The sequence below is a fragment of the Microvirga makkahensis genome (assembly GCF_009830105.1).
In the GTDB taxonomy this organism is placed as follows: domain Bacteria; phylum Pseudomonadota; class Alphaproteobacteria; order Rhizobiales; family Beijerinckiaceae; genus Microvirga; species Microvirga makkahensis.
The window spans coordinates 1-20369 of the sequence record NZ_WURB01000045.1 but is presented as its reverse complement, the minus strand read 5'-3'; the positions used below and the strand labels follow the sequence as shown (position 1 = coordinate 20369).

Genomic DNA, 20369 nt, shown 5'->3' with positions numbered 1-20369 from the left:
CGGCAATCTCGTCAAAGGGGTTCATCGACATCTTCACGTTCGAAAGCTCAACGCCAGACCCGTCCGGCTTCACCCGGATCTTCACGTTGTAGTCAACAACCCGCTTCACGCACACAAGAAGCTTCATTCGTCTGTCCTCATTGAAGGTCAGGTCCGGATACGATCCATGGGACGCTCTCCGGACAGATAGAAAAAGGCGGAACGGACCGTAGCCTTAAGCCCTCGAAAGTCAACGCGGCGTCTGCAATTCCTGCGCCGCGGCACGGGCCAGAACCGGATCGTACCGGTGACGCATGATCGGAATGAGAATAGCGCCTGCGATGAACCCGCCAAGATGGGCAAACCAGCCGACGCCCTCATCCGCGCCGAAAAAGGCTGAAACGAATTGTACGGCGAACCAGAAGCCGATGGCCCAGTAGGCAGGAAGGCGTAATGGTATCCCGCCGAGGAACAGGGCCCAGATCCGCACGCGCGGGTACAGGATGACATAGGCGGCCACGATACCCGACACGCCCCCCGAAGCGCCGATGAGAGGGCGTTGCGGGGTCGGAAGGATGAAGGTGCCCGGCAGGCTCGCTCCCGCTACGTAGAAGGATGCGAGGGCATGAGTCAGGCTGGCGAGGACGCCGCATATGAGGAAGAAGGTGAGAAAGCGCAGGTGCCCCATCGCGTCCTCCACATTGTCGCCGAAAACCCACAGGAACAGCATGTTGCCGATCAGGTGAAACCACGATCCATGCAGGAAGATGTTGGTGCCGAGAGTCATCCAGATCGGCACGAAGGGATAGCCTTCGGGCAGGGTTTCGAAGCCGAACAGAACGGCCGGGATGAGGCCCAGGCCTCCCACCATCTCGTCGGGTCCGATGGGCCCGAAGACGAAGAGAAGGTGTACGAGCGTGCAGGCCGCGATCAGAGATCGCGCGACCACGGGCGTTTTCATGTGCCGGAGAGGCACGCCGTCGTGAAGCGGAAGAAACATGATCCGCTCCTATCGTATCGGATCCACGGGTGAAATCGGCTTTTGGGCGTAGCCGGTGCCTGTCTCTCGCCCTGTGCGAACCGGAGGCTCGCGCCGCCGCCAACGAAACGCCAGGGTTGCAATTCGCGCGATGCGCTACCGGTTTTGGCCGGGAACCCACAGAACGTCCAAGGCGCCCCTGTCGTTGATATGGCGCGAGGCCACGAAAAGGAAATCCGACAGCCGGTTGAGATATTTCACAACCTCTTCGGACACTGTTTCGTTGGGCTTCTGCGTGAGCTCGACCACGTTGCGCTCGGCCCGGCGGCAGACGGTGCGGGCCAGGTGCAGGGCGGCGGCGGCGGGAGTGCCGCCCGGCAGAACGAAGGAGCGCAGGGGCGCGAGATCCGCGTTCAGCGCGTCGATCTCCTTCTCGAGCCTGTCGACCTGGGCTTGGGTGATACGGAGCGGATCATAGGGAAGCGGCTTGCCCGTCTCGACAGTTGCGAGATCGGCGCCAAGATCGAAGAGATCATTCTGGATGCGGCTCAGCATGGCATCGATCGGCTGCCCCGCTGTGTGCAGGCGAACCAGGCCGATGCAGGCATTGGTTTCATCCACCGTGCCGAAGGCCTCGATGCGCAGGTCGTGCTTGGGGCGGCGTCCCCCGGCGGCAAGCGCCGTGGTGCCCTTGTCCCCGGTGCGGGTATAGATGCGATTGAGTACGACCATGACGGGCCCGGCTTCGAGAGGGTTCGTTAGAACGAATACCCAACCCGTGCGCCGATATTCGTCAAGCCCCGATTTTCGGAGCAGGAGCCGGCACTGGAGAGATGCTCGATCGTGGCCACCACGCTCCAGTTGGCGGAGAGGCGCACGCCCACCGAGCCGGATTCGCGGAAAAGAGGGGAGCAGCCCAGGGCCCGGCGGTCCGAGAAGGGGTCGTTGGCATCCTTCTTGCCGTTGTGGAACGCACCGCCGATGCTGCCTTCGACGAACAGCGAGGGCGTGACGTCGACGGTCCAGGTGAGGCCCGTATAAGCGAAGTCCGTCCGGCCGTCGAAATTCAGGCTGCCGCCGAAATGCGGGCGGGGAATGAAATAGCTCGTGAACAGGTCCGAGGCGGTGAAGGGCTTCGCGAGAAGGATTTCGCCCGTGAGATTGGCCGAGCCGTCATCGCCTTCGGACCCCCAGGGATCCTGTGCCGAAAAACCGATGCGGAATTCCGAGAGAATGCTCGGTTGAGCGGATTGCTTCCTGGCGTCGGCAGCGAGAAGGCTCGTCGATCCTGCGAGAAGGATGGAAAGACTCAAGCCGATGGCTCTGCTGACATGCATTATGAAGGAATCCGCCGCTTGAAATGAGAGAGGCCATCAGGGTAGGCCCGTATGGCTAATGATCTCTTAATACAAACCGTGGCGGAAAAGTGTCAATAAGGTGATGGCTAGGCCGCCCTCCACCAGATAACGCCCATAATCACGATGATCGCCAGAAACTGAAGCAGGACGCGTATGCGCATGAGGTGCTGCGAGCGGCTCGCGCTGCCGCCGCGCAACATGTTGATGAGGCCGAGCAGCAGAACGAACGCAACGGCTATGACCGCGATCGGCACAAGGATATCGGCAAAACTGGTCATCGGAATTCCACAGGTGGGTCTGGATCCGGCAATCCGTGATCCGGGGGAGGGGAGGCGGAGCCTCGAGCTCCTGTTGCTGCCTCCCTCTTACCCTCAAACCTAGTTCCTGCGAAGCAGCCGCTCGAAGTAATCGAGCTCTTCCTGCGGCCTCGTCGGGTCTCCGAGCTTGCGCCGCAGCTCCTCCAGGATGCGTTGGGCCCGCTGGGCAGGCGACTCGTTGACGCTGGGAACGCCCTCGCGGCTGTTGTCCATGTAGTCCCTGCTCCGGGTGGGTCGCCCCAGCGGATCGTTGTTCTGCTGCCCGGCCTGCCCGGATCCCTGCGGCTCACCCTGACCGGGCTGATCGCCGGCCTGCTGGCTCCCCTGGCCCTGCTGCATCTGCTGGGCCATGCCCTGCATGCCCTGGCGCAGACTTTCGAGGGCGCGCCCTTGCGCATCGACGGCAGGGCCGTCCTGGCCTTCGCCGAGTGCGCCCTCGGCCTCGCGCATGGCGCCTTCTGCCTCGCCGAATCCCTCTTCGGCCTCCATGCCCATGCCTTCCATGCGCCTCTGCAGTTCCTGAAGCCGCTCGCGGAGCGCCTGCTGTCTTTGCTGGAGGTCCTGCTCGCCGGCTCCGTTTTCGCCCTGTTCCTGACCTTCGCCCTGCTGCCCCTGCTGGCGTTGGCCCTGACGGGGTGCATTGCGGTCGCCTTCCTGCATACGTCGGTTCTGACCGCGGCGGAATGTCTCGTCACGCAGGTCCTGCTGCTCGCGCGTCATGTCTTCGAGATCGCGCATGGCCTGGTTCATCTCGCGCGAGAGCGGATCCGTCATGCGGCTGTTGGGCTGTGCCGTCTGCAGGTTCTCGAGAATGTTGCGCAGCTGTTCGAGAAGGCGCTGAGCCTCCGCCATGTCTCCACGACGCATTGCGTCTTCCATCTGCTGGAGCATGCGGTTGAGATCGTCCTGCGAGATCACCCGATCAGGGGCGCGCTGATTCTGATTATCGGCCTGTTGGTTCTGCTGCATGCGCTGGGCGAATTCGCGCAGGAATCTGTCCATCGCCTGCCGCAGTTCGTCCGTGAGGCGCTTGATCTCGTCATCCGTCGCGCCGCGCTCCATGGCCTCCTTCAGGCGCTCCTGTGCCGCGCGCAGCTGCTGCTCGGCGTCGGAGAGGTTCCCGTCCTCGATCTGAAGCGCCATGCTCCAGAGCCAGTCGGCAACGTCGAGCAGCGCTTCGTCCGTCTTGGCGACGCGCAGGCGCTCGGCAGCCGCGCGCAGGCCCATGAACACTCCCCATTGCGGCGTAAACTCGGCCGGCTCGATGAGAAGGGCGTCGAGGGCCGTCTGCACCCGCTTGCGGTCGTCGGGAGCGAGCACGAGATTGCGGCGCTGTTCCACGAGGGCCTTCGCAAGCAGATTCGTGAAGGGGCGCTGCGGCAACGTGAAGGTGATGGCCTCGCTCGTGGCCTCCTGGCCGGCCTCGTCCTTGGCCCTGAGCCGGACCGTAACCGGTGCCCCGGCCCAGGGATGGTTCGTCAGATCGACAGGGGAGCGGGTTTCGGGCGCGTTCTCTTCGTGGCTCGGAAGGGCAAGCGTAAGAGGAGGAGCCGCGACCAGGGAGCGGCCCTTGCTGCCGTCGGCCTTCTCGACCTGGCCCTCGAGGGAGGCGATGCCGTAATCGTCCCTTCCCTTGTAAACGAGGGTAAAGGTGCCCCGCGCATTGATCTCCGGCGGCCCGACGAAAGCAATCTCAGGAATGCGGTCTGGTATGGCCTCCAGATTGAGCGTGACGCTGTTGGCAAAGCCTGTGCTGACGGTCAGCTCGCTGTTGCCCTCGAGCACGTATCGTTCCTCGCGGAGATCCGCGCGCTGGTTGCCTTTCGGCGGCAGCGTGGTCAGTCCCTTCCCGGCCTTGATCTCTGCCGTGCCGTCACCCGCCACCCGGATGACGATGGTGGAGCGGATAGGCGCACGGAGAGACTGGCTCTTCGCGAGATCGATCATGAGCGGGGGCATGCGGGTGTAGAGCGGCGGGTCGATCCATCCGTCGATCCGGAAGGAGGGCGCCGAGGCCGAAATCTCGCGCCAGTCGAAGGCCGCCTTGAGGCGTGAGCCGATCTCCGGACCCGCCACGAAAGCGCTTGTCACGAGGGCGAGAACGCCCGCGGCCCGCAGGGCATAGCGGTCGCGCCGGGGCATGTCGGGCCGGGGCGGAGACACCCGCATCCGGGCAATGGTATCCTCGGCCCGCTTGCGATGGAGCGACCACAGCGCCCGGGTGCCGGGGTCGCTCGACCCGAGTGCCAGGCTGTCGGCGAGCACCCTCGCAGGACCGTGGGGCAGGCCCGTGTCGCGGTCGAGGCGGTCGAGCGCCCGCATGCGGCTCGGCATGCGCAGGCGCAGGAGCGGCCAGAGGGAAAGAAGAAACGCGGCGGTGAACAGGCCGAGGCCGATCGAGCGCCAGAAGGGGGTGGCATCGAGCCACAGGCCGAGCCAGGACAGCGTGAGGAACAGAAGAACGATGGCGAGCGGCAGCCAGATCCGGGGCCAGGCTTCCTCCCACCACAGAGACCAGCGCGCCTGATTGACCAGGCGCCCGAACCTCTTGCTCAGGGTGCTCTGCGCAGGCGATGGGTTCGGGCCTTCGCTCATGCCAAAAGTCTCCGCAGCACGGATTGTGCCAACGCCCCCAGCGAGAAGCTAGCACGCCGCGCCCGGATGACCAGTCGCCAAATGGGCACAAAGCGCCGCAAGGAGGAGTTCCAGACGGTGCCGCGTTCACATCCTCGTCACTGACAGGACAACCGTCGAGGAGGAGCCCGGTTCATGGGCTCACGCCAGCCAGTCCGGAATTCTGTCGAGTCCGATCAGATCCTCGTAGGTGGGGCGCGGGCGCACGACGGCGCTGTCCGAACCGCGCACCAGAACCTCGGGCACGAGCAGGCGCGTGTTGTAGGTGTTGGCCTGAACCGCGCCATAGGCGCCCGCCGTCATCACGGCGATGAGGTCGCCCGGCTTCACGGCCGGCATGTCGCGGGAGAGCGCGAGATAATCGCCGGTCTCGCAGACGGGGCCGACCACGTCGGCGACGATCCGAGGAGTCCTCGGAGAAGGCTCGGCCACCGGCTTGATGTTGTGATACGCCTCGTAGAGCGTCGGGCGGATGAGATCGTTCATCGCCGCATCGACGATCACGAAGGTGCGGTCGGCGCCTTCCTTCACGTAGATGACCTTCGCGACGAGAATGCCCGCATTGCCGGCGATCAGGCGTCCCATCTCGAAGACGAGCTTGAGGCCGAGGTCCTGCGTGTGCCGCTTGATGATCCGGGCATAGGCCTGCGGATCGGGCGGCGGCTCGTTGTCGTCGCGATAGGGCACTCCGAGCCCTCCGCCGAGATCGATGTGATGGAGCCTGTGCCCGTCCGCCATTAGGTCGCGGGCGAGCTCGGCCAGCAGCGCAGTGGCATTGTCGAAGGGCGAGAGATCCGTGATCTGGCTGCCGATATGCATGTCGACGCCGGTGATCTCGATGCCCTTCAATTGGGCGGCGCGAGCATAGACCTCGCGGGCGCGGGAGATCGGAATGCCGAACTTGTTCTCGGATTTGCCCGTCGAGATCTTCTGGTGGGTCTTGGCGTCCACGTCCGGGTTGATTCGGATCGAGATCGGAGCTCGCCTGCCCTTGGAAGCGGCGACCTCGGAGAGCGTCTCGAGCTCCGGCTCGGATTCCACATTGAAGCAGAGGATGCCGCTGTCGAGGGCGAAGGCCATTTCGGACTTCGCCTTGCCGACGCCGGAGAACACCACACGCTCGGCTGGTATGCCGGCTGCCAGCGCACGGCGGAGCTCGCCCTCCGACACGATATCCATGCCCGCGCCCAAGTGGCCCAGGGTCTTGAGCACGGCCTGATTGGAATTCGCCTTCATGGCATAGCAGACGAGGGTGTCGGTATCCGCAAAGGCTTCCGCGAAAACACGATAATGCCTCTCCAGCGTAGCCGTGGAGTAGCAATAGAACGGGGTCCCGACCTCGTCGGCGAGGCGACGCAGGCTGACGTCCTCCGCATGGAGGATGCCGTCGCGATAGGCGAAATGGTGCATCGGTCGGCCTTAAAGCAGCGGATCGAGGATAAAGGGCTTGTTGGGAATGGTATAGCCGCGCGTATCTCGCGAGCGCGGGGTGCCGACCGGTGAGGGCAGGGTGGGCTGGTCTGCGGCTTCCTGCTGCTGCGCCTGGGCTGCGGCGGAGCCCGGAGGCGGCTCAAGCGCGCCGCGACGGCCGCAGGCCGAAAGGCCGAGGACGATGAGGCCGGCCACCAGGGCCGCACGGGAGTAGGAAACGCAGGTCGACATCAACAGGCTCCGAAACGTGGCGGCACCATAACGGGAAGCAAGCGCCAATGCGAGAGGCAAGGTGAGACTTCGGACCATCCGTCCTAAGTCGCCCGCGCTCCACGGCATCGTGATGGAGGTCTGTCGGCTTGGGACTTGAGGCTTGACCGAAAAAGGGCCACATCGGGCCCATGTCGAACACACCGGAATCCCTGAAAACTCCGAGGTCCCACGGCCGCTTCCGGCTTGCCGGTCTCGCTGCCCTCGCCCTGCTGGGTGCAGGCGGGGCTTGGTATGGTTTCTCCCATACGGGAGCCGAAACCGCTCAGGTGGACGAATGCCGCGCCTCGGCGACGGTGGCGGAGCGCCTCGAGCCGCTGGCGAAGGGTGAGCTTGCCGCTCTCAACGTCAGCAGCGCACCCAAGCCGCCGCCCGCAATTGCCTTCAATGGCCCGGAAGGCCAGGGGCTGAGCCTGTCCGATTTCAAGGGCAAGACAATTCTCGTCAATCTCTGGGCGACCTGGTGCGTCCCCTGCCGCGAGGAGATGCCCGCGCTCGACAGGCTGCAGGCCGAGCTGGGCGCGGCCGATTTCGAGGTCGTCGCGATCAACGTGGATACCCGCAACCCTGAGAAGCCCAGGGCATGGCTGCAGGAGAACGGTATCCAGAACCTGGCCTATTATGCCGAACCGCGAGGCAAGCTGCTCCAGGTTCTGCAGAAATCGGGCCATGTGGTCGGCCTGCCCACGACCTTCGTCGTCGATGCCTCGGGCTGCGAGGTCGCGCTCCTGAAAGGTCCGGCGGAGTGGGCCTCTCCCGATGCGCTGGCCTTCGTCCGCGCGGCTTTGGGACGCCCCTAAATCCGGAAGACGCCCTCGCCGTCAGGCTGTCCGGGCTCGCCCGAGAAGGCGGGTTTCGAGAGCCGCCAAGGGCGGCCCATGGCCTGGCGGATCTCCTCTTTGTCGAGCAGGCGTGGGGTGCTGTCGGCTGAAATTTCCTCGATCACGAGAAATCCGAGGCGTTGAAGCATCCTGGCCGCCATTTTGGTGGCGACGTCATCCGCCTGCACGGCCAGCGAGCCGGCTGCATAGACCCGTTCCAGGATGGTTTTCGGATGGTGCGCCGCCTTTGCGCGCGGCTTGAACGGGACGACGTTCGTCCCCTCTGTCTCGAACATGGAAGACCCCCGATTTCGCCGCCCGGTTCTGCTTGTTGTGAGCGGCTGTGTCGTAGACCTTTGTAGAAAGCCGGGCGGTTCTTCGGAATGCGACATAAACCGCCCCGTCCGAAGATTCCGACGCAACAAAAAAGCGGGGCGATGGCCCCGCTCTCATACATTCGAAAAGAGACGCGATCAGGCGCTCTGCTGAACCTGGATGCCCTTGTCGGCGAAAAGCTGCTGCAGCTCTCCGGCCTGGAACATCTCGCGGGTGATGTCGCAGCCGCCGATGAACTCGCCCTTCACATAGAGTTGGGGAATGGTGGGCCAGTTGGAATAGTCCTTGATTCCCTGGCGGATGGTCTCGTCCTCGAGCACGTTGATTCCCTTGTAAGGGACGCCGAGATAGTTGAGAATCTGAACCACCTGGCCCGAGAACCCGCACATGGGGAATTGCGGCGTGCCCTTCATGAACAGCACGACGTCGTTGGACTTTACTTCGTTGTCGATGATCTGGTTGGCGTCAGCCATGGAAATCTCCTGTTCCGCAGCGGTCAAGGCGCTGGGGTGATGTTTCAATTGTCGGGCGCCAGCGTCGTCAATGCAAGGGCGTGGAGCGCTCCACCCATGCGGCCTTGCAGCGCTGCATAGACCATCTGGTGCTGCTGGACCCGGGACTTGCCCTTGAAGGCCGAGGACGTGACGGTGGCGGCGTAGTGATCGCCATCGCCCGCCAGGTCCTTGATCTCCACGACCGCGTCCGGCAGGGCGGCCTTGATCATGCTCTCGATATCGCGTGCGTCCATTGCCATGGATAAAACTCCTCAGGCCTTCCCGGCCATGTACTCGGGCAGCCAGGATTCGTGAGCGTTCTTCAACTGCTTCACGGATATGGCCTGCTGGCCCGGCAGAATCAACGAATCGCCGCCCGTCATGCCCAGCGTCACGGCCGGAATGCCGAGAGCACCAGCCTCATAGAGAATGTCGGCGGCCGCGTCCTCATCGACGGCGATGAGATAGCGTGCCTGATCCTCTCCGAAGAGGAAGGCATGGAGCGGCATGTTCTCCGGAACCGCCGTGATCTCGGCGCCCACATTGCCTGCCATGGCCATCTCAGCCAATGCCAGCGCGATGCCGCCGTCGGAACAATCGTGCACCGTCTTCACCTGACCCGAGCGGATGAGCTGGCGGATGAAGTCGCCGTTGCGCTTCTCCTGCACGAGATCCACCGGGGGCGGGGCACCCTCCTCGCGGCCGCAGACGTCGCGGAGATAGATGGACTGGCCGAGCCAGCCGCTCGTGGCGCCGATCAGGATGATCGCCTCGCCCTCGTTCCTGAAGGCGATGGAGGCGTTCACCGTCACATCGTCGACGAGGCCCACGCCGCCGATGGCGGGAGTGGGGAGGATGCCCTGGCCGTTGGTCTCGTTGTAGAGCGAGACGTTTCCGGACACGACCGGGAAGTTGAGGGCGCGGCAGGCCTCGCCGATGCCCCTCAGGCAGCCGACGAACTGGCCCATGGATTCGGGCCGCTCGGGACTTGCGAAGTTGAGGTTGTCGGTGATCGCCAGCGGCAGGCCGCCCACGGCCGTGATGTTGCGCCAAGCTTCCGCCACCGCCTGCTTGCCGCCCTCGAAGGGATCGGCCTCGCAATAGCGCGGCGTCACGTCGGTGGTGAGCGCGAGACCCTTCGGGCCGTCCTCGACGCGCACGATGGCCGCGTCGCCCCCGGGGGCCTGCACCGTGTTGCCGAGGATGAGATGATCGTATTGCTCCCATACCCAGCGTTTGGAGCACTGATCCGGCGAGCCGACGAGCTTCAGGAGCGCCTCGGCCTCCGACAGGGGAGCCTCGACGCTGTCCGGCGCGATTACGGGCTGCTTAGGGCTTTCCACCCATGGGCGGTCATAGACCGGAGCCTCGTCGCCGAGTTCCTTGATGGGGAGGTCGGCCTTCACCTCGCCCTGATGCTTGATGACGAAGCGAAGCGTATCGGTGGTCTTGCCGATCACCGCGAAGTCCAGGCCCCACTTGTGGAAGATGGCTTCCGCCTCCTTCTCCATGCCCGGTTTGAGCACCATGAGCATGCGCTCCTGGCTCTCGGACAGCATCATTTCGTAGGCCGTCATGCCCTCCTCGCGGCAGGGCACCTTGTCGAGGTCGAGCTCGACGCCGAGATTGCCCTTCGCGCCCATCTCTACCGCGGAGCTGGTAAGGCCGGCAGCGCCCATGTCCTGGATCGCGATCACCGCGCCCGACTTCATGAGCTCGAGGCAGGCTTCGAGAAGCAGCTTCTCGGCGAACGGGTCGCCGACCTGCACGGTGGGGCGCTTCTCCTCCGACGCATCGTCGAACTCGGCGGAAGCCATGGTCGCGCCGTGAATGCCGTCGCGGCCGGTCTTGGAGCCGAGATAGACGATCGGGTTTCCGATGCCCGTAGCCTTCGCGTAGAAGATCTCGTCGGTACGGGCGAGGCCGACCGCCATGGCGTTGACGAGAATGTTGCCGTTGTAGCGCTTGTCGAAGCCGACGCTGCCGCCGACAGTGGGCACGCCGAAGGAATTGCCGTAGCCGCCGATGCCCGCGACCACGCCCGACACGAGGTGCGGGGTCTTAGGGTGGTCAGGCTCGCCGAAGCGCAGGAAGTTCAGGGCCGCGATCGGGCGCGCGCCCATGGTGAACACGTCGCGCAGGATTCCGCCCACGCCCGTCGCCGCGCCCTGATAGGGCTCGATGAAGGAGGGGTGATTGTGGCTCTCCATTTTGAAGATGCAGGCCAGCCCGTCGCCGATATCGATCACGCCCGCGTTCTCGCCTGGCCCCTGGATCACCCAGGGCGCCTTGGTCGGCAGGCCGCGCAGATGGATGCGCGAGGACTTGTACGAACAGTGTTCGTTCCACATGGCGGAGACGATGCCGAGTTCGGTGAGCGTCGGCTCGCGGCCGATGAGTTTCACGAAGCGGTCGTACTCGTCAGGCTTCAGCCCGTGCTCCTTGACCAGCTCCGGGGTGATGGCGACGTCGTTGCGGATCATCAGGGTCTCGTAATCTGGAGGGATCAGGCAGCGCGGGGGAAGGACGACACGAGGCTCTCGAACAGGCCGCGCCCGTCGGTCCCGCCCACGAGGTCTTCGATCAGGTTTTCCGGATGAGGCATCATGCCGAGCACGTTGAGCTTGTCGGAATAGATGCCCGCGATGGAGTTCATGGAACCGTTTCGGTTGGCGTCGGCCGTCACATGGCCATAGGCGTCGCAATAGCGGAAGGCAACGAGACCCTCGCCCTCCAGCCGCTTCAGCGTCTCCGCGTCCGCCGTGTAGTTGCCCTCGCCGTGCGCGACGCAGACGTCGATGGCCTGGCCCTGCGCATAAGCCCTGGTGAAGGCGGTGTCGTTGCGCTCCACTTTCAGGAACTGACGATGGCAGATGAACTTGAGATTGGCATTGCGCATCAGAATGCCGGGCAGGAGGCCGGATTCGCACAGGATCTGGAACCCGTTGCAGATGCCGAGCACGAGGCCGCCGCGTGCCGCGTGAGCCCGCACCGCGTCCATCACGGCCGCGCGGCCCGCGATGGCGCCGCAGCGCAGGTAGTCGCCATAGGAAAAGCCGCCCGGCAGGACCACGAGGTCCGTGCCCTTCGGCAGCTCGGTCTCGGCGTGCCAGACCTTCTGGGCGTCGGAGCCGGCCTGCTTCAGGGCCCGCACTACGTCGCCTTCGCGATTGGAGCCGGGGAAGACGATGACAGCGGATTTCATGGGCTCATCCTTCTCTCGCCATGGCCGGGCTCGTCCCGGCCATCCGCGCCTCGCGGCGCAGGGAAAACGTGGAGGTCGCGACGGTCAGATCAATTCGACGCGGTAGTTCTCGATCACGGTGTTGGCGAGCAGCTTCTCGCAGGCCGCCTTGAGCGACGCCTCGGCCTCAGCCTTGTCGCCCGTTTCCAGCTCGATGTCGAAGACCTTGCCCTGGCGCACACCGGCGATGCCCTCAACGCCCAGGGACCTCAAGGCCCCTTCGATGGCCTTGCCTTGGGGGTCGAGAACGCCGTTCTTGAGGGTGACGGTGACGCGAGCTTTCATGGGAGGCCTCGAGGTTTGGAGATTTGCCCCACGCCATAAAGCCAATGGCCGCAAGAAACAACGGCTTAGGAGCCAAATTCACGGGCAGCGACCCGGCGGGCCGTCCTCCGCACGGCCTCGGCCGAGTCGCCGATCACCAGGACAACCTCCAGATCGTCCCCGGAACGCCTGCCCAGGGCCGCGCCGAAGGCCGGGGTCTTTTGCCCGTTCTCGGGGGCAAGGCTGATCGCGAAGCCCGGATAGGAGACATCCTTCAGGCGCTCGACCGAAACCGTGGTCCGCACCGGTTTGTCCCGGCCCGCAGGCGAGCGGAGGCCGCGGGCGAGGCGCTCCGGGTCTTCGAGCACGGCTTGCGTGATCCGCGCGTCCTCGCCGGTGAGGCGGATCACGCTCACTGCCAGGCCGGGGCTGCATTCCGGCGGAACGCAGAAGGAGAGGGCAATCGGCTCGGCCCGGTTCTCGGCGAGCCATTTACGGAGCGGCAGCGCCTGCCAGGGCGCACCGGGCGGTACGCCCGCGACGGGGCGGGGAATGTATCCGCAACTGGTCAGGCCGAGCGCTAGGACGAGAAGGGGGAGGCGGAGGGGCGGACGAAACGACATTGCTGTTGTCTAGCGCGAAATCGCCGGACGGGTCGACTGGCGAGCAGGAAAAAGCCCGGCACGGGGCCGGGCTCTGATCGTTCGGGGATCTTCGGCAGGCCTTACTGCACGAGGCGCGGGCCGCCCGCGACGACGTTCTCGTTCTCGGAGAGGATCCCGAGGCGGCGGGCCACCTCCGTATAGGCCTCCACCAGCCCGCCCATGTCGCGGCGGAACCGGTCCTTGTCGAGCTTGTCCTTGGACTTGATGTCCCACAGGCGGCAGGAATCCGGCGAGATCTCGTCGGCGACGACGATGCGCATCATCTCGCCCTCCCAGAGGCGGCCGGTCTCCAGCTTGAAGTCCACGAGGCGGATACCGACGCCGAGGAAGAGGCCGGACAGGAAGTCGTTGACGCGGATGGCCAAGGCCATGATGTCGTCGATCTCCTGAGGCGAGGCCCAGCCGAAGGCCGTGATGTGCTCTTCCGAGACCATCGGATCGCCCAGCTCGTCGTTCTTGTAATAGAATTCGATGATCGAGCGGGGGAGCTGGGTGCCCTCCTCGATGCCGAGTCTCTTGGCGAGGGAGCCTGCCGCAACGTTACGCACGACGACCTCGAGGGGAATGATCTCCACTTCGCGAATCAGCTGCTCGCGCATGTTCAGGCGGCGGATGAAATGGGTGGGGACACCGATGTCGTTCAGATGCTGGAAGAGGAATTCCGAGATCCGGTTGTTCAGCACGCCCTTGCCGTCGATCACTTCATGCTTCTTGGCGTTGAAGGCGGTGGCGTCATCCTTGAAGTGCTGGATGAGCGTTCCGGGTTCGGGGCCCTCATAGAGGACCTTCGCCTTGCCCTCATAGACGCGACGGCGACGATTCATAGGCGTGTACCGTGGTTTGAGAAAATCCATAGTGCCGTGGGCTCCTGGGTCAATATTGGTGCAGTTCCGCGGCCGGCGTATGCGCGGCTTTAAACCAGCGCTCCGCTTGAGGGCAACCTATCCGATCCATGGGACGAGCACAACGCGCAGAGGAGAAGGGAGGCTTTGGGCCTCCGTCAGAACCTTCTTCTAGATGGGAACGACATGGTGCTGGCGCGAGTGCGCCCTTATATCGCATGATGGGATCACTCTGGGAGGACCATCCATGACCCTTTTCAACGAGCGCGAAGACGCCTTCGAGAAGCAATTCGCCCACGATCAGGAACTTCGTTTCAGGGCCACGGCCCGCCGCAACAAGCTGCTCGGCCTTTGGGTTGCCGGGCGGCTGGGCAAGGCCGGCGACGAGGCGGAAGCCTACGCGAGGAGCGTCGTCCAGGCCGATTTCCAGGAGCCGGGAGACGCGGATGTGCTTCGCAAGATCCGGCAGGATCTCGACGGCGCGGGCAAGATTGTGGACGAAGACGAACTTGGCGCTAAGCTACAGCAACTCATGGCCCAGGCCATCGAGGAGATCAAGTCGGGGCGCTAGCGGATCGGGCGAAGAACCGGAACCGGTTCTTCGCACCAGGCGGTACACTATTTCCATGATGGAGCATCGGACTTCCCCAAAGTGCAAGTCCACTTTTCACATCCGATGTTCCGAGCCCTGTCCGTTCGTGGTCATCCGCGCCGAGAAGCACGACTAGAGGAAAGAGCCCCATATGCTGACCAATCCATCTTTTTCCGACCTTCTGAAGGCCGGAACGCCCCTTCTCACGGCTTGGTGCGGGATCCCAAATCCCGTCGTCCCGGGCCTCCTCGCCCGGGAGGAGTTCGATGCGGTGGTGATGGACATGCAGCACGGCTCCATCGATTTCGCCGCCGCCCTCCAGGCTGTGCCGCTGATCGCGGCGGCGGGAAAGCCGGCCTTGGTCCGGGTGCCGGTGGGCGATTTCGCCTCCGCCTCCCGATTCCTGGACGCCGGCGTCTCTGGCGTGATCGCGCCCATGATCAACAGCATCGAGGACGCCCGGCGCTTCGCCTCCTTCACAAAGTTTCCGCCCGTGGGGCAGCGCAGCTGGGGCGCTTACGGCGCGCTGTCCCTGTCGGGTCTCGATCCCTCGGCCTATCTGCGCCGGGCCAATGACCTGACGGTTGCCTTCGCCATGGTGGAGACCAGGGAGGCGCTCGGCATCCTCGACGAGATCCTCGACGTGCCCGGCATCGACGGCGTCTTCATCGGTCCTGCGGACCTCTCCATCGCATTGTCGGGCGGCAAGGACGTGGATCCGGCGAGCGTCGAGCTCGACAGGGCGCTTGATCATGTGCTCGCCCGCGCGAAGGCGGCCCGCAAGCTCTCTGGAATCTATGCGCCTTCGGGTGTGCGGGCGGGGGAACTCGCCCGCAAGGGTTTCAACATGGTGTCCATTGGCAGCGACATCAGCATGCTGCGGGCCGGCGCTCAGGCCTCTCTGGCGGCCGCGCAACGGGAATGATCCGTCAGGTGACGGGGCTGCCCTCCCGCGCCTTGGCCACGCGGTAGTAGGCCCAGAGCACCTTGGCGGCCACGCCGCGCCATGGTCGCCAGCTCTCCGCAAGGGCCGTCAGCGTCTTCGCATCGGGGCGCCCGTCCAGCCCGTAGGCGATCCGGGCCGCCTCCTGCACTGCGAGGTCCCCGCCCGGGAACGCGTCCGGGTGGCCGAGGCAGAAGAGCAGATAGATGTCGGCCGTCCAGGGACCGATACCCTTGACCCGGGTGAGGCAATCATGCGCCTCGTCGGCCGGAAGGTCGTGCAGCCGGTCGAGCGGCAGACGCCCTTCGACGATTTCGGTGGCCGTGGCGCGGATCGTCCGCACCTTCATGGCCGAGAGGCCCGCCCCTCTCAGCTCCGCGTCGGAAAGGCTCAGGAATCGCTCGGGACCGGGCGGGTCGAGGATGGTCCGCAGGCGCCCCCATATCGCCGCCGCGCTGGCGGTCGACACCTGCTGGCCGACGATGATCCAGGCGAGGCCCTCGAAACCCGGTGGGCGCTTGCGCAATGGCGGAACCGCTCCCTCCGTGATCAGCCGGGCCATCACGGGATCGGCTTTGGCGAGCGCCTTCAGTCCCCTCTTGAGAACCGCGTCCGTTTCGAGGAGGGTGGCCATCCGTTCCGTTCCTTGTTTCCTGAAGGCTGTTTGTGACGAAACCCGTATTCCGATTCGCGCCAAGCCCTAACGGACGGCTCCATCTCGGTCATGCCTATTCGGCCCTCCTCAACGATGCGCTCGCCCGGAGGTTCGATGGCCGGTTCCTCCTGCGCATCGAGGATATTGATATCACACGCTGCCGCCCCGAATACGAGAGAGCAATCGACGAGGACCTCGCCTGGCTCGGCCTTGAATGGGAAAGGCCGGTGCGCCGGCAATCGGAGCATTTCTCGGATTACAGATCGTCTTTCCAGGGGCTGAAGGGCAGGGGACTCGTTTATCCCTGCTTCTGCTCCCGCAAGCACATTGCCGAGCGCATTGAGGTGATCGAAGCGGAAAGCGGTGAGGCATGGCCCCGGGATCCCGACGGCGCGCCGCTTTATCCGGGCTCCTGCAAGGGGCTTCCGTCCGGCGAGGTCGCGAGGAGGATCGGCGCCGGGGAGGTTCATGCATGGCGGCTCGACAGCGAGGCGGCCTGCCGCCTCCTTCCGGGTCCCCATGTCTTCACGCGGTTCTCCCTCGATGGAACCACGGACTTGGTCGAGGCGGAGCCCTGGCGCTGGGGAGATGCGGTGATCGTGCGCAAGGACGTGCCGACGAGCTACCATCTCTCCGTCGTGGTGGACGACGCGCTGCAGGGCGTCACCCACGTCGTGCGCGGCCGGGATCTGGAGGCCGCAACCGATCTGCACGTGCTCCTCCAGAGGCTGCTGGGCTTGAGTACGCCCCTTTACCATCACCATGGCCTGATCCTCGATCCAGGGGGCGACAAGCTGGCGAAGAGCCGGAGATCGGAAGCGCTGTCCGCATTGCGGACAAGGGGCGTGACGGCGGCCGAGGTCCGCCAGAGGCTGGGTTTTGCGGCTCAGCCGATGCCCAGCACATAGAGCCAGACCAGGGTGGTGCCCAGCGCCAGCACGGTGGAGAGCGTCACGGCGCTTGAGGCGAGTGCCACGCCCTCGCCATAACGCTCCGCGAACAGATAGGCGTTGATGCCCGAGGGACACGAGGCGAAGAGCACGGCCACGCCCGCCCAAACAGGAGGCATTTGGAAGACGTAAGCGGCGAGCAGGAGCACCACGAGCGGGTGAACCACGAGCTTGAGAACCGAGATCACCATCGGCAGCTTCCAGCCCGTTTTCATTCCGTAGCGGTGCAAGGCGATGCCCATGGAGATCAGGGCGCAGGGAACGGCCGCGCTCGCAAGCAGGTCCATGATCTGCCAGAGCGGTGACGGGACCAGGGGAGCGGCAGGACGAAGGGCGGAGCCCGCCAGAATGCCGATCACGATCGGATGGGTCGCCAGGCGGCGCAGAATCACGAAAGGTGAGGCCTGGCGTCCCTCCGCCAGCACGGTCGCCAAGGTCATGGTCACTGGCAGGTGCACCGCCAGCAGCAGGAAGAGCGGGACGGCGCCTTCCTCCCCATAGGCCTTGAGGATCATCGGCACGCCGACGAAGACGGTATTGGCCTGACCCGCCGAGAAGCCTGCCACGACGCCCGATACGCCTTTGATCCCGAAGAATCGTTTGCCGATGACGGCGGCCAGAACCCAGGCCACCGCGACGCCCGCGAAATAGGAGACCCAATATCCCCAAGGCTGGGCCTCCGGGATCTCGGCTTTGACGAGGGTGCGGAAGATCAGGCAGGGAACAGAGAGGGTGAAGACGAATTCCGACAGGCCCTCGCCCATGCGCTCGGACACGAAGCCCGTACGGCGCGCGAGATAGCCGATCCCGATCAGGCCGAAGACGGGGAAGACGATCATGAGCAGATCGAGCATCGGGGTCAGCGCAACTCGGCACGCTGGGACAGGCTCGCTGTTGCGCCCGCCTGGTTCATCAGGTCGTCCACCTGCTCGCGCTGGCGCTTGAACTCGGCGAGGCTTCGGCCGTCGAGCTCCCGCCCCTGGGGCAAGCGGATCTTCAACGGATCGACGAAGCTGCCGTTGATCAGCACTTCATAGTGAAGGTGCGGGCCGGTCGAGAGGCCCGTGCTGCCGAGATATCCGATTACCTGGCCCTGGCGCACCCTGACACCCGGAGCCATGTTCTTGGCGAAGCCCGACATATGCGAATAGGTCGTCACGTAGCCGTTGGCGTGCTGAATCTCGATGTGGCGGCCGTAGCCCGACTTCCAGTCGGCGAAGCGGATAGTGCCGTTGCCCGCCGCCAGGATCGGCGTGCCGACCTTATTCGCCCAGTCGATGCCCGTATGCGGCCGCGAATAGCCGAGGATCGGATGGAAGCGCGTGCCGAAACCGGATCGCAGAATGCCGTCCGTGATCGGCTTGCGGAGCAGGAACTTCTTCAAGGAGCGGCCCGTCTCGTCGAAGTATTCGATGGTCCCGTCCTCCCCCTGGAAACGGTAGACCCTGCGTGCCTCGCCCCCGACCGTCAGCGAAGCATATAGAATTTCCGGCGGACCATCCTCGTCGTCCGAGCCGAAGAACACCTCGAAGCTGTCGCCTTGCGCGACACGCCGCTGGAAATCGACGTCGTAGCCGAAGATGCGAACCAGCTCCTGTACAGTTTCCGGCGACAGATCGTTCTTCATGGCCGTCTCGTACAGGCTCTCGTAGAGCCTGACACCGCCCTTGCTTCCTTCCTCCTCCTCTTCCTCCTGTGCATCGGCGACATCCCTGGGCGCGGAGGATGTTTCAGGAGGCGTCACGGAGACGAACACGCCGCGATCGTTTGTTGCGGCGATCCCCTCGATGCCGTTCTCGCCGAAGGCTATGACGCGCACGATCTGCTTGGGATCGCCCAGGCGCGGCCCGGGCGCGATGAGAATGCGCAGCCGGGAGCCTTCTCCCATCGCCGCGACCTTCATCCGTGCCGACAGGGCTGCGGAGATGGCCGCGATCTGCTCCGGGGTCGCACCGTAGCTGCGCAGAACCGTTTCCAGAGTCTCACCCTTCCTGAACATCACCTCGCGCTCCTCGATGAGAGGCGGGACGGCCCTCTGTTCGATCTTCGGCAGGTCGGTGACGTTTTCGGGCATCACCCGAACTTCGATGGTGCTGAAGGGAGCGTCCACGACGCGAGCATAGGCAAGGGCGTCGCCGAGCCCTTCCGGTTGGCGCAGGGTGCGCGACAGCATCTGCTGGGCAGGAATCGGAACAGAGGTTCGGCGCCCCGTTTCACCGGCCACCCGGCGCTCCTCCTCCAGCATGGCCAAGACGTCGTCGTCCGTCAGCGCCGGTGCACTCGCCTCGATGACCAGAGGGGCCAGATCGCGTCGCAGCAAGGATACGTCGGCATCGGAGAACTCGGGGGCCTGATCGGCCTTCTCCTGAGTGTCCTCCGCAAAGAGCCGCATAGGATTGAAGGGGGGAATGTCGGAGGCATAGGTTCCGGCCGTAAGGGACAGGTTGGTGGCGATCTTGACGAACTGGCGCACCTTGATCGCCTCGCGATCGCCGTTGCGGATCGTCATGGGCGCCTTGAAGCTCTGCCTTGCGGCCGTCATCAGCTCCGTCATGTTTAGCCGGTCGCCCTTCCGGGCAGCGTTGGTCGTCCTCTCCCCCTTCGGCTCGGCCTGGGGAAAGGCCTGAACGGAGGCGCGCTCAGGGGGCGCGACAGAGGTGGTGGCACCCTCGATGGAGATGTGAATGGACGCACCGATCAGAACCGCGCCCGTCACCCCCGTCAGGACGCTGGCGCCGAGCCAGCGCAGGTTGATCTCGCGCTTGTCGATCTCCGGAGCCGAGCCGCCGTTGACGCTCAAGGCTGGCTCATGCCCCAGTTCGACTCCCGACGTCAGGCGCGAGGCTTCCCGGCGGGAAGGCTTCGGCGGGCTGTCATCTGGAGGAACATGGCTCATGGTGGACGGTATCGCGATCGGCTGGCTTCATGCAAAGGTGATAGAGGCGCTCTAGCACAGGAGAAAGCACAGGCACAGCATAACAGGAGAAAAGCTGGCCGGATGCTCCCCTCATAGAGAGGCTTCGTCGCGTCCGCTGCTTCCGCCGCTACTGTGACGGGAGTGAGGCAAGGCCCGCCGAAACCTGTGAACGGCAGGGCCTGAAGTGATCCGGCGTCAAAAAACTTTCACAAGCGAGTTGACACTTCCAAGCGACCGGGCTTATAAACCGCCCATCGACGTCGCCGCTCAACGCGGTCGGCGCCAGCGCCTTCTCGGGAAGCGGTTCGATCGGCCCTGCGACAAACGGGGTCCAGTCGTGTCCTGAGACGGCCTCATCTTCGGATGGGGGTCGGCGGGTTTTCGAATATCGATAAACCGGGTTGACAAGCTGGATAAATGATCCTAAATCAGGTTCATCGTGGCGCTGCCGATATTCGGTGGTTCCGATGTTTCCCTGGCAGGTTGGCGGCTCAAGCCGGATAAATCCGGAGTGAGGCGCTGTTGTCTTCGGAAACTGCATCTTCTGATGCTGCTCTTTGACAAGTGAAGAAGGAAGAAGAAGCGTAGGCGGCGGTGTCCTTGCGCCGGTCTTTTGGCCGGATGGAATAGACATCGACCTGATCTATGCTTTTGGTGAGTACACCGCTTCGATCTTCG

General features: G+C 64.5%; 23 protein-coding genes and 1 pseudogene. 4 read left to right on the top strand and 20 right to left on the bottom strand.

The annotated features are described in order from the left end of the window. The 8 genes and pseudogenes from GR328_RS27815 to lptM form a co-directional block, all read right to left on the bottom strand. Positions 1 to 127, bottom strand: a pseudogene (locus GR328_RS27815) (electron transfer flavoprotein subunit beta/FixA family protein); the annotation flags it as partial. Between the two features lie 102 nt (positions 128 to 229). Then, positions 230 to 979: a rhomboid family intramembrane serine protease gene (locus GR328_RS25530; protein ID WP_160888471.1), complete on the bottom strand. Its 750-nt coding sequence runs from the start codon at positions 977 to 979 to the stop codon at positions 230 to 232. Positions 980 to 1114: 135 nt separating this feature from the next. Then, positions 1115 to 1690, bottom strand: coding sequence for a cob(I)yrinic acid a,c-diamide adenosyltransferase (locus GR328_RS25525; RefSeq protein WP_160888470.1), 576 nt, complete (start codon positions 1688 to 1690; stop codon positions 1115 to 1117). A 26-nt stretch (positions 1691 to 1716) separates the two neighbouring features. After that, positions 1717 to 2295 carry an acyloxyacyl hydrolase gene (locus GR328_RS25520; RefSeq protein WP_160888469.1) on the bottom strand — a complete coding sequence of 193 codons (579 nt, stop codon included), beginning with the start codon at positions 2293 to 2295 and terminating at the stop codon, positions 1717 to 1719. Positions 2296 to 2402: 107 nt separating this feature from the next. Then, positions 2403 to 2594, bottom strand: a complete 192-nt coding sequence (locus GR328_RS25515; protein ID WP_160888468.1) for a twin transmembrane helix small protein — start codon at positions 2592 to 2594, stop codon at positions 2403 to 2405. Between the two features lie 99 nt (positions 2595 to 2693). Beyond that, on the bottom strand, positions 2694 to 5228 hold the full coding sequence (locus tag GR328_RS25510) for a TIGR02302 family protein (protein ID WP_160888467.1): 2535 nt from the start codon (positions 5226 to 5228) through the stop codon (positions 2694 to 2696). Positions 5229 to 5408: 180 nt separating this feature from the next. After that, entirely contained in the window at positions 5409 to 6677 is a 1269-nt protein-coding gene (gene lysA / locus GR328_RS25505; RefSeq protein WP_160888466.1) for a diaminopimelate decarboxylase, read from the bottom strand. Between the two features lie 9 nt (positions 6678 to 6686). After that, positions 6687 to 6929 (bottom strand): LPS translocon maturation chaperone LptM, encoded by a 243-nt coding sequence (lptM, locus tag GR328_RS25500; protein ID WP_160888465.1) that lies wholly within the window; start codon positions 6927 to 6929, stop codon positions 6687 to 6689. Between the two features lie 170 nt (positions 6930 to 7099). Between lptM and tlpA the strand changes: the two genes are divergently transcribed. Beyond that, positions 7100 to 7768 (top strand): thiol:disulfide interchange protein TlpA, encoded by a 669-nt coding sequence (gene tlpA, locus GR328_RS25495; protein ID WP_160888464.1) that lies wholly within the window; start codon positions 7100 to 7102, stop codon positions 7766 to 7768. Here the strand turns inward: tlpA and GR328_RS25490 are convergent. From GR328_RS25490 to purC, 8 genes are all read right to left on the bottom strand, one after another. Continuing rightward, a complete protein-coding gene (locus GR328_RS25490) occupies positions 7765 to 8085 on the bottom strand; it encodes a hypothetical protein (RefSeq protein WP_160888463.1) in 321 nt (106 codons plus the stop codon). The two genes, tlpA and GR328_RS25490, sit on opposite strands and share 4 nt — an antisense overlap. A 177-nt stretch (positions 8086 to 8262) precedes the next feature. Continuing rightward, on the bottom strand, positions 8263 to 8598 hold the full coding sequence (gene grxD / locus GR328_RS25485) for a Grx4 family monothiol glutaredoxin (protein ID WP_116530676.1): 336 nt from the start codon (positions 8596 to 8598) through the stop codon (positions 8263 to 8265). Positions 8599 to 8642: 44 nt separating this feature from the next. Beyond that, positions 8643 to 8879, bottom strand: coding sequence for a BolA family protein (locus tag GR328_RS25480; RefSeq protein ID WP_134495007.1), 237 nt, complete (start codon positions 8877 to 8879; stop codon positions 8643 to 8645). A 12-nt stretch (positions 8880 to 8891) separates the two neighbouring features. Further along, positions 8892 to 11102, bottom strand: coding sequence for a phosphoribosylformylglycinamidine synthase subunit PurL (gene purL, locus GR328_RS25475; RefSeq protein ID WP_160888462.1), 2211 nt, complete (start codon positions 11100 to 11102; stop codon positions 8892 to 8894). A gap of 23 nt (positions 11103 to 11125) precedes the next feature. Then, positions 11126 to 11824 carry a phosphoribosylformylglycinamidine synthase subunit PurQ gene (gene purQ / locus GR328_RS25470; RefSeq protein WP_160888461.1) on the bottom strand — a complete coding sequence of 233 codons (699 nt, stop codon included), beginning with the start codon at positions 11822 to 11824 and terminating at the stop codon, positions 11126 to 11128. An 84-nt stretch (positions 11825 to 11908) separates the two neighbouring features. After that, positions 11909 to 12148 (bottom strand): phosphoribosylformylglycinamidine synthase subunit PurS, encoded by a 240-nt coding sequence (purS, locus tag GR328_RS25465; RefSeq protein ID WP_160888460.1) that lies wholly within the window; start codon positions 12146 to 12148, stop codon positions 11909 to 11911. Between the two features lie 65 nt (positions 12149 to 12213). Beyond that, on the bottom strand, positions 12214 to 12750 hold the full coding sequence (locus tag GR328_RS25460; RefSeq protein ID WP_160888459.1) for a hypothetical protein: 537 nt from the start codon (positions 12748 to 12750) through the stop codon (positions 12214 to 12216). 101 nt (positions 12751 to 12851) lie between these two features. Continuing rightward, positions 12852 to 13646 (bottom strand): phosphoribosylaminoimidazolesuccinocarboxamide synthase, encoded by a 795-nt coding sequence (gene purC / locus GR328_RS25455; RefSeq protein WP_160888458.1) that lies wholly within the window; start codon positions 13644 to 13646, stop codon positions 12852 to 12854. 235 nt (positions 13647 to 13881) lie between these two features. On the opposite strand from purC, the gene GR328_RS25450 reads away from it, so the two are divergent. Together GR328_RS25450 and GR328_RS25445 are read left to right on the top strand one after the other, a co-directional pair. Then, positions 13882 to 14205 (top strand): DUF1476 domain-containing protein, encoded by a 324-nt coding sequence (locus GR328_RS25450; RefSeq protein WP_160888457.1) that lies wholly within the window; start codon positions 13882 to 13884, stop codon positions 14203 to 14205. 172 nt (positions 14206 to 14377) lie between these two features. Beyond that, complete coding sequence (locus tag GR328_RS25445) at positions 14378 to 15151, top strand: HpcH/HpaI aldolase family protein (protein ID WP_160888456.1); 774 nt, start codon at positions 14378 to 14380, stop codon at positions 15149 to 15151. A gap of 4 nt (positions 15152 to 15155) precedes the next feature. Here GR328_RS25445 and GR328_RS25440 read toward each other — a convergent pair whose 3' ends face one another. After that, positions 15156 to 15803: a DNA-3-methyladenine glycosylase family protein gene (locus GR328_RS25440; protein ID WP_160888455.1), complete on the bottom strand. Its 648-nt coding sequence runs from the start codon at positions 15801 to 15803 to the stop codon at positions 15156 to 15158. Between the two features lie 32 nt (positions 15804 to 15835). On the opposite strand from GR328_RS25440, the gene gluQRS reads away from it, so the two are divergent. After that, complete coding sequence (gluQRS, locus tag GR328_RS25435; RefSeq protein ID WP_160888454.1) at positions 15836 to 16732, top strand: tRNA glutamyl-Q(34) synthetase GluQRS; 897 nt, start codon at positions 15836 to 15838, stop codon at positions 16730 to 16732. Here the strand turns inward: gluQRS and GR328_RS25430 are convergent. The 3 genes from GR328_RS25430 to GR328_RS26980 form a co-directional block, all read right to left on the bottom strand. Next, positions 16711 to 17628 (bottom strand): AEC family transporter, encoded by a 918-nt coding sequence (locus tag GR328_RS25430; protein WP_160888453.1) that lies wholly within the window; start codon positions 17626 to 17628, stop codon positions 16711 to 16713. The genes gluQRS and GR328_RS25430 overlap by 22 nt on opposite strands. A 5-nt stretch (positions 17629 to 17633) precedes the next feature. Beyond that, positions 17634 to 19574, bottom strand: coding sequence for a M23 family metallopeptidase (locus tag GR328_RS25425; protein WP_246216094.1), 1941 nt, complete (start codon positions 19572 to 19574; stop codon positions 17634 to 17636). A gap of 608 nt (positions 19575 to 20182) precedes the next feature. Further along, on the bottom strand, positions 20183 to 20369 hold a 187-nt coding region (locus GR328_RS26980; RefSeq protein WP_205790308.1), incomplete at its 5' end, for a hypothetical protein.